General features: G+C 69.9%; 14 protein-coding genes and 1 pseudogene. 4 read left to right on the top strand and 11 right to left on the bottom strand.

The annotated features are described in order from the left end of the window. Window positions 1-175 precede the first annotated feature (175 nt). The 4 genes and pseudogenes from ACFWBQ_RS31875 to tnpA all read right to left on the bottom strand — a co-directional run bounded on the left by ACFWBQ_RS31875 (window position 176) and on the right by tnpA (window position 4,012). Window positions 176-1,648 carry a hypothetical protein gene (locus tag ACFWBQ_RS31875; RefSeq protein WP_385504593.1) on the bottom strand — a complete coding sequence of 491 codons (1,473 nt, stop codon included), beginning with the start codon at window positions 1,646-1,648 and terminating at the stop codon, window positions 176-178. Between the two features lie 171 nt (window positions 1,649-1,819). Further along, the gene (locus ACFWBQ_RS31870) at window positions 1,820-2,527 is read right to left on the bottom strand and encodes an antibiotic biosynthesis monooxygenase (protein ID WP_385504589.1); all 708 of its coding nucleotides are present in this window, start codon (window positions 2,525-2,527) and stop codon (window positions 1,820-1,822) included. Between the two features lie 85 nt (window positions 2,528-2,612). Next, the gene (locus ACFWBQ_RS31865; protein WP_385504585.1) at window positions 2,613-3,266 is read right to left on the bottom strand and encodes a DUF4232 domain-containing protein; all 654 of its coding nucleotides are present in this window, start codon (window positions 3,264-3,266) and stop codon (window positions 2,613-2,615) included. Window positions 3,267-3,582: 316 nt separating this feature from the next. After that, a pseudogene (tnpA, locus tag ACFWBQ_RS31860) lies at window positions 3,583-4,012 on the bottom strand (IS200/IS605 family transposase). A 26-nt stretch (window positions 4,013-4,038) separates the two neighbouring features. Here tnpA and ACFWBQ_RS31855 point away from each other — a divergent pair. Both ACFWBQ_RS31855 and dapA read left to right on the top strand, forming a co-directional pair. Then, window positions 4,039-5,280: an RNA-guided endonuclease InsQ/TnpB family protein gene (locus tag ACFWBQ_RS31855; protein WP_385504581.1), complete on the top strand. Its 1,242-nt coding sequence runs from the start codon at window positions 4,039-4,041 to the stop codon at window positions 5,278-5,280. 70 nt (window positions 5,281-5,350) lie between these two features. Then, entirely contained in the window at window positions 5,351-6,238 is an 888-nt protein-coding gene (gene dapA, locus ACFWBQ_RS31850) for a 4-hydroxy-tetrahydrodipicolinate synthase (RefSeq protein ID WP_385504578.1), read from the top strand. On the opposite strand, the gene dapD is transcribed toward dapA, so the two are convergent. Together dapD and ACFWBQ_RS31840 are read right to left on the bottom strand one after the other, a co-directional pair. Next, window positions 6,235-7,233, bottom strand: coding sequence for a 2,3,4,5-tetrahydropyridine-2,6-dicarboxylate N-succinyltransferase (gene dapD / locus ACFWBQ_RS31845; RefSeq protein WP_385504574.1), 999 nt, complete (start codon window positions 7,231-7,233; stop codon window positions 6,235-6,237). The two genes, dapA and dapD, sit on opposite strands and share 4 nt — an antisense overlap. A gap of 43 nt (window positions 7,234-7,276) precedes the next feature. Beyond that, a complete protein-coding gene (locus ACFWBQ_RS31840; RefSeq protein ID WP_385504570.1) occupies window positions 7,277-8,599 on the bottom strand; it encodes an MFS transporter in 1,323 nt (440 codons plus the stop codon). An 84-nt stretch (window positions 8,600-8,683) separates the two neighbouring features. Here ACFWBQ_RS31840 and ACFWBQ_RS31835 point away from each other — a divergent pair, with 84 nt between their 5' ends. Continuing rightward, window positions 8,684-9,556, top strand: coding sequence for a winged helix-turn-helix transcriptional regulator (locus ACFWBQ_RS31835; RefSeq protein WP_385504567.1), 873 nt, complete (start codon window positions 8,684-8,686; stop codon window positions 9,554-9,556). On the opposite strand, the gene ACFWBQ_RS31830 is transcribed toward ACFWBQ_RS31835, so the two are convergent. Both ACFWBQ_RS31830 and ACFWBQ_RS31825 read right to left on the bottom strand, forming a co-directional pair. After that, complete coding sequence (locus ACFWBQ_RS31830) at window positions 9,557-10,105, bottom strand: TetR/AcrR family transcriptional regulator (RefSeq protein WP_385504561.1); 549 nt, start codon at window positions 10,103-10,105, stop codon at window positions 9,557-9,559. Continuing rightward, window positions 10,105-10,425 carry a DMT family transporter gene (locus ACFWBQ_RS31825; protein ID WP_385504557.1) on the bottom strand — a complete coding sequence of 107 codons (321 nt, stop codon included), beginning with the start codon at window positions 10,423-10,425 and terminating at the stop codon, window positions 10,105-10,107. The genes ACFWBQ_RS31830 and ACFWBQ_RS31825 overlap by 1 nt, the downstream gene beginning before the upstream one ends. A 271-nt stretch (window positions 10,426-10,696) precedes the next feature. Between ACFWBQ_RS31825 and ACFWBQ_RS31820 the strand changes: the two genes are divergently transcribed. After that, a complete protein-coding gene (locus tag ACFWBQ_RS31820) occupies window positions 10,697-11,776 on the top strand; it encodes a hypothetical protein (RefSeq protein WP_385504554.1) in 1,080 nt (359 codons plus the stop codon). A gap of 9 nt (window positions 11,777-11,785) precedes the next feature. Here the strand turns inward: ACFWBQ_RS31820 and ACFWBQ_RS31815 are convergent, their stop codons facing one another. The 3 genes from ACFWBQ_RS31815 to sufU all read right to left on the bottom strand — a co-directional run bounded on the left by ACFWBQ_RS31815 (window position 11,786) and on the right by sufU (window position 13,003). Next, on the bottom strand, window positions 11,786-12,151 hold the full coding sequence (locus ACFWBQ_RS31815; RefSeq protein ID WP_385504550.1) for a VOC family protein: 366 nt from the start codon (window positions 12,149-12,151) through the stop codon (window positions 11,786-11,788). A gap of 61 nt (window positions 12,152-12,212) precedes the next feature. After that, on the bottom strand, window positions 12,213-12,551 hold the full coding sequence (locus tag ACFWBQ_RS31810; protein WP_014045248.1) for a metal-sulfur cluster assembly factor: 339 nt from the start codon (window positions 12,549-12,551) through the stop codon (window positions 12,213-12,215). Then, on the bottom strand, window positions 12,548-13,003 hold the full coding sequence (gene sufU, locus ACFWBQ_RS31805; protein ID WP_356419811.1) for a Fe-S cluster assembly sulfur transfer protein SufU: 456 nt from the start codon (window positions 13,001-13,003) through the stop codon (window positions 12,548-12,550). Before sufU ends, ACFWBQ_RS31810 begins: the two co-directional genes overlap by 4 nt. Window positions 13,004-13,007: the final 4 nt, after the last annotated feature.

The following is a 13,007-nucleotide window of genomic DNA, read 5'->3' as shown; positions in this document are numbered from 1 at the left end:
GCAGCGTGGCCGGTTGGTTGGCGCGATCACGTTCCCTCCCCCGCACCAACACCAGTTGAACGCCGCACGACTTCGAGCGGTCCCGGACACCAAGCCCGTCCGGCCTTTGAGGACGAACCAGGCATCCGGCCGCATCCCGGCCGTTCTCCACTGGCCGAAAAGGCTCGGGTCCCGCTCAGCTCTTCTTGCGCGACCGCGCCTTGAAGGCGGCCTTACGGGCGGCCTTCGCCGTCTTCCTGTCGCGGTGCAGCCGCCCGACCGCCTCGAGCACATCGGCCGTCGCCGGGTGTTCCACCCGCCACGCCTCGTCGAAGAAACCGCTGTGCTGACCCGAGAGTCCCTCGACCAGCTCCTGGAGTTCGTCCAGGTCACCGTCGGCGTCCAGTTGCGCGGCGATCGTGTCGATGGCGAGCCAGAAGACCATCGACTCCGGCGGCGCGGGCACGTCGGCCGCGCCGCGTTCGGCGAGCCAGACCCGGGCCAGTCCGCCGAGCTCGGGGTCGCCGAGCACCGCACGCACCGCGGGTTCGGCCTCCGGGCCGGCCAGGGCAAGGGCCTGCTGGCAGCGGAGCCTGCGCAGCGGGCCGCCCTGGTCCGCGCCGCGCGCCGCCACCAGCAGCTCGGCCGCGGCGGCCACCGCTCCGTCCGCTCCGCGCCGCCCGAGCCACAGCTCGACCTCGGTCCGGGCGGCGTCCTCGGGGTAGTACGCGATGCCGTCGAGGAGCACGTCGGCGCCCTTGTCCGCGAGGTCACCGACCGCGGGGGCGTCCACTCCGGCCTCCAGCATCCGCTCCCGGATGCCGTAGAAGCCGAGCGGCGTCAGCTTCACCAGCCCGTACCGGGTGACGTCCTCGTCGTCGGCGGGCGGCACCGCCTCCTCACCCTCCTCCGTCAGCAACGCCTCGTCCACCGGCCGGTATTCGACGATCCCGATGGGCTCGAGCAGCCGGAACTGGTCGTCCAGCCGCATCATCGCCTCCGACACCTGTTCCAGGACGTCGTCGGTGGGCTCATCCATGTCTTCGGGCACGACCATGGACGCGGCGAGGGCGGGCAGCGGCACGGGGCCCTCGCCCGGTCCGTCCTCGGAGAGGCTCAGCAGATACAGGTTGCCGAGCACCCCGTCGAGGAATTCGGCCTCCGTCTCCGGGTCCCAGTCCAGAGCATCGAAGTCGACGCTGCCGTCCTCACGGATGAGATCGGCGAAGTCGTCGAACGCCGGCGCGATGGCGTCCGCGTGCACGGCCTCCAGACCGTCGAGCCAGATGGCGAGGACGTCCTGCGGGGATCCGGCGGTCAGCAGCGCCAGGTTCTCCCCGGCGGTGGCGGTGCCCTCCGCCTCGTCGTCCGGCTTGCCGTCCTCGTCCTGCGGGTCCTCGACGTCCACGAGCCCGGCGTCGACAGCGAGGCGCCATGCCTCGCTGGCGTGCGCGGCTCCGTCCTCGTCGTCACTGAGACCGAGGTGCTCCGCCGCTGCGGGCAGCTGCGCTTCGACGAGCTCGCCGCCTGCGCCGACCCGGGTCGCGGGTCCGGCCCAGCGGGCGAGCCGGACGGCGCGGGCGAGCAGCGGAGCGGCCAGCGCGTCCCGTGCCAGCTCGGCCTCGGTGTGCAGCCGCACCGGCGGCAGGGAGGGGCGCTCTGCGGACATCAGGGGGTTCTCCTCGGGCGAGCTCGGGGTGTGTGCGGGGCCGAACCGTTGCGCGGTGGCGGACCCCGTGCGCACGGGCGGACCCCGTTGCGCACGGCGCGGGCCCTTGCGTACGGGCCGGGCGCCGCAGCCCCAGCGTAGACGCATTTCGTCCCGAGCCGCCCGGTTCTGTCACAGGCCCGCTCCGAGGCTGAGCGCGGGGGTGTAGCGGTGCACGCCGCCGCCGGACACACCCGGGTAGTTCTGAAGCCGCTTCCACTGCGGTGTCGGGGATCCGACGCCCTCGCCCGCCGAGGCGAGGGCGTCGGCATGGGCCTGGGCCGTTTCCCACTCGGCGTAGTTGAGTACGCGGTCGCCCCGGGTACCGACGTGGAAGTGCGCCGAAATGCCGCCGGGCGCCGGTGCCGGATCGGCGCCCAGCGCCTCGAACACCGCGTCCACCCAGTCCCGTTGGCGGGCAGGGTCCGGCCCGTCGAACTCGACGTCGACGATCACGACGCAGCCCGGCTCACGGGTGTCGCCCTCCCGGAGCCCCGAGCGGTACAGCTCGAACGTGTGCAGCCCGAGCCGCTCGATGCCGGGAACGGCCGCGTCGATCTCGGCATCGCGCGCGTCCCGGCCGCTGTTCACGAAGTCCTGGTACGCCTCCTCACCGGTCCACTGCGCGTAGTGGAGCAGCGTCCTGCCGCCCTCCCCGGTATGCACGGTGTACGAGAGCAGCCCCGGGTGCGGCCAGTCACGGCCGCCCCATGCCGCGCGCACCGCCTCGACCGTCTGCCGCTGCCGCTTCGGTGAACCGGCGTCCCAGGTGCTGACCTTGACGATGCCCGAGTCGGAACGCGTGATCTCGGGAAGGGAGTTGAACTGTACGGACGGCATGACGAGGGTCCTCTCCGGGCGCACACCCGCGGTGCGCCGCCGATCACCACCGTCACACCTCAAGCACGCTTGAGGTCAACTGCGTTCATTCCGGCAGTTCGGTGCTCCACGCGGTGGTGTTCAGCTCGTCCATCAGCCGCAGGTCGTGGCCCTCCAGCGGGAAGACCCGGGCGCCCGTGTCGGGGGCGGGAGCGATCTCCAGGGCGTCCCCCTCGATGAGGTCGCCGCCCTCCTTGGTGGAGACCCAGGCCAGGATCGCCTTTGCGGTTCCGCCCGGCTTCAACGTGACGCCTTTCGGTCCCTGGTCGTTGCCGAACATCGAGCCGTCCGCGTTCACGGGGACGGGGATCCGCTCGCCGTCCTCACCCAGCGCCCGGACGGACGGATAGCCGTTCACGCGGTAGGGCTTCGTACCGCAGTTCACGAGCGTGAGCACGACGGCGCGGTGGAACATCGCGGCTTGCACCTGGCCCATCTCGACACGGGCGCCCGAGGCGGGGCAGTCCGCCGTCGAGGCGTCGGGGCTCGGAGCGCCCTGGGCAGGTGCGTCCGCCGAGACGGAAGGCGCGGGAAGCGGCTCGGCACGGACCCCGCCGGTCTGCGCACGTTCGGTGCTCGCCGCGCTCGGCGCCGGAACGGGCTCCCCCTCGCCCGCGGGGACGAGAAAGCCGGAACAGCCCGAGAGTGTCAGCGCGCCGGCCATGAACACGGCGGCCGACATCGTTTTCCGTACCCGCATACCCGTGTACCCCACCCCTGGAACGGTCTGCCGCTTACATGTTCGATCATGCCAGAAGGTGAGTTCAGCGTGATCTGCTCCCGTCACCGGGATGGCCACCGGGCTGAGTGGTTGGGCTTGCTGGTGAGGGTGACTTGACCGGTTCTGCCACCAACACGACTCCACACGCTGGATGAGATGTCGGCCCTCATCCAGCCGGCCCCACCCTCAGCACGGGCAGGAACCCGGTGAACCAACGCGGTCAGAACGCTGGCGAAGGAGCCCGGGGCTTCAGCCCCGGGAGGAATCGCTTGTCTGGGTTGCTCTGAAAAGCGGGTCACGGCGGATGTTTCTGCTGCTCGATGTATTCCTTGTATTTCTTGATGCCGGTCAGCAGTTCGCCGCCACAGCTCGCCGCGAAGTACGAGGGTGACCAGAAGTGCGTACCCCACAGATATGTGCGGATGCGGTCGGGGTATTCCTGGAGCCTGCGGGGGAGACGCCCTTGAGAGATCCCACCAGTTCGGAGAGGGCGACTTCGGTGGGTAGCGCACGAGAAGGTGGACGTGGTCACGCTCGCCGTTGAACTCGACCAGCTCGGTTTCGAAGTCCGCACAGACGGACCGCATGACCTCCTCGCAGCGCCGAAGAATCTCGTTGGTGAAACGTCCGCCCGGAACCTCGGAGTGAGGACCAAATGGGCGTGGAGGGTAGGCAACCGTACGACGCCTACGAATGTTCGAGTTCGGTTCCCAGCGTGATGGCATAGACCAACTGTATTAACATGTCCCGCATGAAAATCGTCGTGCAGGTGAAGCTGATGCCGGATGCCGTGCAGGCACCGGCCATCAGCGCGACCCTGCGCACCGTCAACGACCGGGCCAACTGGGTTTCCACGGTGGCGTTCGAGCACGGCGTGCCGCGTGAGTACGAACTGCGGAAGCACACCTACGCCGAGTTGAAAGCATCCGGACTCGGTGCGCAGGCAGCCCAGCACACGATCAGGAAGGTCTGTGACGGCTACACCACCCTGCGGGCCAACATCCGGGCGGGCAACCTGGGCAGAGCTGGATCGAAGCGTCGGGTCAAAGCGGAGTCGAAGCCGGTCGTGTTCCGTCCGCAGGCCGCGCACCCGTTTGACGACCGGTGCCTGTCCTGGCAGTACGACGCGCAGACCGTCAGCATCTGGACCACGTCGGGGCGGCTGAAGAACGTCCGCTTCGTCTGCTCCGCCGGCGCGCTCAAAACGCTCCGCGAGTACCGCAGGGGCGAATCGGACCTGATCGAACGCGACGGCGTGCTCTACCTGATCGCGGTGTGCGAGGTACCCGAGGCCCCGGCCAACGAGAACCCGTCCGGGTTCATCGGCGTGGACCTCGGGATCGTCAACGTCGCCACCACCTCCACCGGCTACCGGGCCGCCGGGCGCGGGCTGAACCGGTACCGCAAACGGCAGATCGAACTGCGCCGTAAGCTCCAGACCAAGGGCACCAAATCAGCCAGGCGCCTGTTGAAACAGCGTGCCCGCAAGGAAGCGCGGCATGCCGCGAACATCAACCACATCATCTCGAAGAAGATCGTCACGACCGCTGAACGCACCGGTCGCGGTATCGCCCTGGAAGACCTCACGGGCATCCGCGACCGGGTACGGCTCCGCAAGGACCAGCGGACACCACTGCACTCATGGAGCTTCCACCAGCTCGGCTCCTTCATCGAATACAAGGCACGCCGGGCCGGGGTGCCTTTGGTATACGTCGATCCGGCGTACACCAGCCGGCAATGCTCCGCCTGCGGGTACACCGACCGAAAGAACCGGGTCGATCAAGCAACGTTCGCGTGCCGCGCCTGCGGCGTCACCATGCACGCTGACGACAACGCGTCCCACAACATCGACCGCAAGGGCGAAGCTGCGTGGACAGCGGGGCGTGAGTCACGCGTCCCAGCCACCCCAGAGGTGGCCAAGACGGAGGAGGCCATACCACAGCCAGTGGCGCCCTATCTCCAAGCCCGGTCCTTCAGGACCGGGCAAAGTTGACCGTCTCTTCACCGTCACCCCAAGCAGATCTAAGTGGACCTGTACGGTCCACCGCGCCGACACTTCGGGCATGACAGCCAACCCGGCCGGGCCCTTCGGCCGCGCCCTCTGCGCCATGATCACTCCGTTCACCGCCGCCGGTGATCTGGACCTGGTCGCCGCCCGCGAGCACGCCCTGACCCTGGTCGCGGAAGGCTGCGACGGTCTCGTGCTGAGCGGCACCACGGGTGAGTCCCCGACCACCACCGACGAGGAGAAGACCGCCCTGCTGCGGGCGGTCCGTGAAGCGGTCGGCGACGGCGTCCCGCTCCTCGCGGGTGTCGGGAGCTCCGACACCCGGCACACGGTCCGCCTGGCCGAGGAGGCGGAGGCGGCCGGCGCGGACGGGCTGCTGGTGGTCACCCCGTACTACAGCCGTCCCCCGCAGGCCGCCGTGGAGGCGCACTTCGTCAGGGTCGCGGAGGCCACGGGCATTCCCCTGATGCTGTACGACATCCCGGGCCGCACCGGCACGAGGATCGAACCGCAGACCCTGCTGCGGCTGGCGGAGCACCCCCGCATCGTGGCGGTCAAGGACTGCGCGTACGACCTGCTCGGGGCGACGAAGGTGATGGCGCGCACCCGGCTGGCCTACTACTCGGGCTGCGAGGAGCTGAACCTTCCGCTGTACGCGGTCGGCGGCGCCGGTTACGTGAGCACGGTCGCCAATGTAGCCCCACGCCGGATGCGGGCGGTGCTGGACGCGTTCGACGCCGGCGACACGGCGGAGGCCGCCCGCCTGAACGGGCTCGTCGTCCACCTGGTCGAGGCCATGATGTCCTCCGGCCTGCCCGGCACGGTCACGGCGAAGGCGCTGCTGGACGCGGGCCCGGTCCGCGAACCGCTGCAGCCCGCCGGCCGCGAGGCGACCGACGGGCTGCGCAGGGTGTATCAGGAACTGCTCGCCGCTACGGGCTAGTTGTGGCTGTGCAGTACCTCGTTGAGTCCGCCCCAGACCGCGTTGTTCGGGCGGGCCTCGACGGTGCCGGAGACCGAGTTGCGGCGGAAGAGGATGTTCGAGGCGCCGGAGAGCTCCCGGGCCTTGACGACCTGTCCGTCCGGCAGCGTGACGCGGGTCCCGGCCGTGACGTACAGCCCGGCCTCGACGACGCACTCGTCGCCGAGCGCGATCCCGACGCCGGCCTCGGCGCCGATGAGGCAGCGCTGTCCGATGACGATGCGCTCCTTGCCGCCGCCGGACAGGGTGCCCATGGTGGACGCACCGCCGCCGATGTCGGAGCCGTCGCCGATGACGACACCCGCGGAGATGCGGCCCTCGACCATGGAGGTACCGAGCGTGCCCGCGTTGAAGTTGACGAAGCCCTCGTGCATCACGGTCGTACCGGCGGCCAGGTGCGCCCCGAGCCGGACCCGGTCGGCGTCGGCGATCCGTACACCCTTGGGTGCGACGTAGTCCGTCATCCGGGGGAACTTGTCCACCGAGGTGACCTGGAGGTGCAGGCCCTCCGCGCGGGCGTTGAGCCGGACCTTCTCCAGGTCGTCGACGGCCACCGGGCCGAGCGAGGTCCAGGCGACGTTGGCAAGGAAGCCGAAGATGCCGTCGAGGTTCTGGCCGTGGGGCTGGACGAGACGGTGCGAGAGCAGGTGCAGCCGCAGGTAGGTGTCGTGGGCGTCGAGCGGCTTGTCGTCGAGCGAGGAGATGACCGTGGACACGGCGACGACCTCCACCCCTCGACGTGCGTCCACACCGATGGCCCTGGCCGCGCCCTCGCCGAGCCGGTTCACCGCCTCGTCGGCGCCGAGGCGCTGCGTACCGGCCGGTCCGGGGTCTGCGACGAGCTCGGGGGCGGGGAACCATGTGTCGAGGACGGTGCCGTCACCGGCGAGGGTGGCGAGGCCGGCGGCGACGGCGCCGGTGGTGCGGGCGGAGCCCTGGGAAGTCGTGTCGGTCATGAACAGAACCTAACGGGCGGAGCGCTTCGCGGGCGAACCGGTCTCAGCTGCCGGAGCGTGTTCGTCTCCCTCCGCCTCGATGATTCTGCTGTTCTTCGTCCTGGTGCAGGAGCGGCTTGACGTGCTCACCGCCGGCGCCGGCCTGCCGAGGCCGTCCCTGACCGGCCGGGTGCCGACCGTGGCCCCGGGAACCCGAACGGGGTTCACTCAGCCGCCGTGCCGCCAGCACGGCCGCGCCCGCGCCGCAGGCCACGGCTGCGCAGACCGGCCAGAGCAGGGCGGGCGAGGCGACGTAGAGCGCACCGCCGAGGGGTGGCGCCAGGACCTGGCCGCTGATGGACGCACCCGCGTACAGGCTCTGGAAGCGCCCCTGTGCATGGGCGGGTGCCTGGTCGGCCACGTAGGCCGTGGCCGTGGTCTTGTAGAGGATCTCGCCCGCCGTCAGCGACAGCATCATCGTCACAGCGAACAGCACCCCGGCCCCGGGGATCAGCACCGCGTAGCCGAGGCCCACCAGAAGCAGTCCGGTGCCGACGATGCTCAGCGGTGCCCGCCTGCGCAGCACGTGCGCGGCGGGCAGTTCGAGGCAGAGGATGACGCCGCCGTTGATGGCGAGCAGCCAGCCGTAGAACTGGGCGTCGAAGCCGTGGTCGGCGAGGAAGACGGGCAGCGTGGAGTACTGCTGCCGGTATACGAGGTCGACGCAGACGATCGCGGCGAGCAGGACCGGCACCGCCGGTCTGGCGCGCAGCTCGTGCCGGAGGCCCGGCGCACCGGGGTCGTGCGCGGGCTTGCTGTGCGCGGTGCCACGGGCCGGCAGGATGGCGGCAGCGTAGGCGGCGAAGAGCAGGGTGCCCAGGCCGTCGGCGAGGAACAGCCAGTCGTACGAGTAGTGGGCAGCGATCAGCGCACCGAGCGGCGGGCCCACGGTGAAGCCGCCGTTCGACGCGAAGCGGGTGAGGGCGAAGCTCTGGCGCCGCCCGCCCTCGGGCACGGAGACCGCGACGAGTGCGGCGTCGGCGGCACGCACGACGCCCGACGCGTACTGGGCGAGCGGCAGCACCGCGTACAGCGCGGCGACGGGCAGCGCGGGCAGGGTGACGAGCGCGGCGCCACTCACACAGGCGCCGGCCAGGAGCATCCTCCGATGGCCGTACCGGTCCCCGAGCGAGCCGCCGGTGAAGTTCCCCGCGACCAGCCCGATACCACCGATGCCGCTGATCACCCCGGCCTGGGCGACGGACAGGCCGCGCGGTCCGGTGAGGTACACGAAGAGGTACACGAAGGTGAAGCTGACGACGGAGTTGACGAAGGCGCCGAACGCCAGGAGCCGTACCGTCCTCGGTACGCCGCGCAGCATGCCCATCCCGTTCCCCCAGGGTGAGTTCCTTTTGGGAACGGACTATGGCAGCATGATGTGCCCGGGTCAACCGAGCAGGAAGGGGCAGCCATGCCTCAGCGCACCAGCCTGGCCGACGCCGACTGCGCGATCGCCCAGGCGCTCGACGTCGTGGGCGACTGGTGGACCCTGCTGATCGTGCGCGACGCAGCACGCGGGGTGCACCGCTTCGACGCGCTCCAGCAGGAGCTGGGCGTGTCCCGCAAGGTGCTCACCGAGCGGCTCCGCCTGCTGACGGAGGCCGGGGTCCTGGCCCGGGAGCCGTACCAGGACCGGCCGGTCCGCTACGAATACCGGCTCACCCCGCGCGGGCGGGCACTGCTGCCCGTACTGATCGCACTCCAGGACTGGGGCGACGCGTGGGTACTGGGGGAAGGGGAGACGATGGCGACGACCGCGGAGAACTCGAAGGAGGCGGCGCGGGTGCAGTCACTGGTGGGCACCCGGCTGCCCGAGCTGGAACTACTGGATTACGACGGCGAGTTGCGCGACCCCGTCGCCGGCACCCCGTACACCGTCCTGTACTGCTTCCCCAGCGCGTACGCCCGAAAGGACGCCTACCCGCCGGGCTGGTCCGGGATTCCGGGCGCGACGGGCTGCACCCTCGAATCGTGCACCTACCGGGACCAGTTGGCCGAGTTCACCGCAGCCGGCGCGACCATTCACGGGGTGTCCACCCAACGCCCGGACGAACAGCGGGCATTCGCCGACAAGGAGGGGCTGCGCTTCCCACTGCTCTCCGATGCCGCGCTGACACTGACGGCAGCCCTGCGACTGCCGACCTTCCGCGCGTCGGGCGTCAGCAGACTGAAGCGGCTGACGCTGGTGGTGGACAGGGACCGGACGGTCGTCGAGGCGCTCTACCCGATCACCGACATCGAGGCGAGCGTGCAGGCCGCACTGGCCACCGTCCGGCGACAGTGATCAGCGCGCGGCCCCGTCCACGATCCTGGCCAGCATCTCCCGGGCGTACTCCGCGTCGAAGTCACCCCCGGTGAGCAGCACCTGAAGGCTGATCCCGTCCAGCAGCGCCACCAGCGCCCGCGCGGTGGCCGGGTCGGTGCGGTCGGCCAGCAGGCGGCCCACACCGTCGGTCCACTCCGCGGCCACGGGCCGCAGGGCGGGCCGGCGCAGAGCTGCGAGGTACAGCTCGTACTCCAGCTCCAAAGGGCCGCGCCCGCCCTCGAAGCACTCCGTCAGCAGCCGTGTCAGCTCGTCGGCGAGATCGGCCGCCGGATCCGCGAGGTACGCGCTCTCCCGCACGACCCGGGCGAAGTTGTCGTTGCACCGGCGCAGCGCGGCGATCAGCAGTTCGTCCAGCGAGGCGAAGTGGTACGTCGTCGAGCCGAGCGGCACATCGGCCTCGGCGGCCACCGACCGGTGACTGAGACCCGCGATGCCCCGGTCCGCGACGACACGGATCGCCGCGTCGATGATGCGGTCGCGCCGCTCGGGGTCGTAACGGCGCACCATCAGTGGGCACCGCCGAGGTTGAGCACCACGACCCCTGCGATGACCAGCGCGATGCCGGCCAGCTTGACCGGGCCCGCGGACTCGCCCATCCACAGGATCCCGATGGCGGCGACGGCTGCCGTGCCCGCCCCCGCCCAGATGGCATAGGCCGTTCCGACGGAGAGCGTCTTGAGGGTCTGGGCGAGCAGCGCGAACGCCAGCACATAGCCCACAACCGTGAAGAGCGAGGGCCACAGCCGGGTGAATCCCTCGCTGTACTTCATGGCCGTCGTCCCGGCCACCTCCGCCGCTATCGCCACGGCAAGCAGTCCGTATCCCATGCGTACGAGTGTACACAGCGTTGCGTACGACCGTACGCAACGCCTGGACGCGCCCGCACGGGATGCACCGCCGTCACGGGGCGCTACGGTGTCCCGACCGGTCGTACCGGATGATGAATGCACGACACAACAACACAACGGAGTAGCAGTGGCGCAGGACGCAGGGTGGGGCGGCGGCGCATACGGGGGCGCACCGTACGGCGGAATTCCGTACGGGGGACCTCCGGGACCGCCGGGATGGGGCGGCTGGGTTCCGCCGCCGAAGCCAGGGGTGATACCCCTCGCGCCTCTCAGGCTCGGGGATCTGCTCAACGGTGCCTTCTCGACGATGGGCAAGTACTGGAAACAGCTGTTCGGCATGGGCGCCGCCCTGTACGGCGGCGCGGCACTGCTGATGGCGGCGGCGGTGGCCATCGCCTATTCCGCCGTCGCCGATCCGCTGGACAGGCTGGTCTCGCTCAGTTACGAGGAGGAGCCCGCTCCGGCGGACATCGTTTCGCTCGTGACCGCGGTGGGCGTCCTCGCCGTGCTGGGGATCATCGCGATGATGATCGTCTCGGGCCTGATGTACGCGGCGGTCCCTGTGGTGCTGCAGGAGGCGGTGCTGGGCAGGCCCGTCGACTTCTCCACCGTGTGGCGCCGGGCCTGGTCGAATGTCGCCCCGGTGATCGGCACGCTGATCCTCACGGCACTGATCGTGGTCGTACCCATGCTGCTGATCATGATGGCCTTCGTCGGGGTGATCATCGCGCTCATCACCCTGGACGGCAGTTCGGGCGGCGCCGCCACGGCCATGACGGTCGGCGTCCTCGGCGCCCTGGCGACCGGACCGCTGGCCGCCTGGCTCTGGGTCAAGTTCTGCCTGGCACCGGCGGTCGTCGTCTTCGAGGGCCAGCGCCCGGTGGCCGCGCTGCGCCGCTCCTCCCAGCTGGTACGCGGCGACTGGTGGCGGATCTTCGGCATCACGCTGCTGGTCTACGTCATGGCTGCGACGGCCGGTTACTTCATCCAGATGCCGTTCTCGGTCCTCGGTATGTTCCCCGGCATCATCGGCACCTCTTCCCTGGGCAGCGACCCGAGCCCCACGGCGATCATGGTCGCGATGGGCGGCTATTTCGTCGCGATGATGCTGGGGCAGATGGTGAGCCAGATCATCTCGACGACGTTCCCGCAGCTGGTGACCGGTCTGCTGTACGTCGACCGGCGGATGCGGACGGAGAACCTGGGCCCGGTGCTGGCCGAGGCAGCCGGCGTACCGCAGCAGGGCGGAGTTCCGTACGGGGGACAGCCGGGCGGAGCCCCGTACGGAGACCAGTCCGGCGGAGCCCCCCACGGTCCGCCGCCGCAGTAGCGGACGGGCTCAGTCCACGAGCGAGTTCTTCGGGCTCAGTACGCAGAACTCGTTGCCCTCGGGGTCGGCCAGCACGACCCAGGTCGCATCCTCGCCCTGTCCCACGTCCAGCCGCCGGGCACCGAGCGCGATGATCCGCTCGACCTCGGCGGCCTGGTCGTCGGGGGCCAGATCGATGTGCAGCCGGTTCTTGACCGTCTTCCCCTCCGGTACGGGGAGGAAGCACATGCCCGGCATCGCGAACGCGTCGGCGCCGATGACGATCTCGTCCTCGGCCTCGAACAGCACCTGCCAGTCCAGCACGCGGCACCAGAAGCGGGCCAGTAGCGGCAGATCATGGGCATCGACGGCGAGATGGTAAAAGCGAACGGCCATGCCCGCCAGTCTGCCTGGCGTGCATGGCCGTTCGTCGCCCCGAAACGGGAAACGACGTGAATCAGACGTTGAAGCCCAGCGCGCGCAGCTGCTCGCGACCGTCGTCGGTGATCTTGTCCGGGCCCCACGGCGGCATCCAGACCCAGTTGATGCGCAACTCGCTGACGATGCCGTCCGTCGCGGACTTCGCCTGGTCCTCGATGACATCGGTCAGCGGGCAGGCCGCGGACGTCAGGGTCATGTCGAGGGTGGCGATGTTGGCGTCATCGACGTGGATGCCGTAGATCAGGCCGAGGTTGACGACGTCGATGCCCAGCTCGGGGTCGACCACGTCGTACAGCGCCTCGCGGACCTCCTCCTCGGAGGCCGGCTTCGTGGTAAGAGTCTCGTTCTCGCTCATGCCGTCTTCCCTTCGGACAGCGCCTGCGCCGTCGCATCCTTCCACGCCATCCAGCTCAGCAGCGCGCACTTGACCCGGGCCGGGTACTTGGAGACACCGGCGAACGCGACCGCGTCCTCCAGCACCTCCTCCATCGCATCGTCCGGCTCCAGCTGACCCTTGGACTGCATCAGTTCCAGGAAGGTCTCCTGGATCTTCTGCGCCTCGCCGAGCTGCTTTCCGACGAGCAGCTCGTTGAGTACCGAGGCACTGGCCTGGCTGATGGAGCAGCCCTGGCCCTCGTAACTGACGTCGGCGATGGTCTCGCCGTCGTACTTCACGCGGAGCGTGATCTCGTCGCCGCACGTCGGGTTGACGTGGTGCACCTCGGCGTCGCCCTCCCGCAGGCCACGCCCGTGGGGGTGCTTGTAGTGGTCCAGGATCACTTCCTGGTACATGGAGTCAAGCTTCACCAGT

Origin of the sequence: Streptomyces sp. NPDC060035 (genome assembly GCF_042736635.1) — a bacterium.
Lineage (GTDB): Bacteria > Actinomycetota > Actinomycetes > Streptomycetales > Streptomycetaceae > Streptomyces.
The sequence above is the reverse complement of the archived record's forward strand: the minus strand, read 5'-3'. Positions and strand labels throughout refer to the sequence as shown.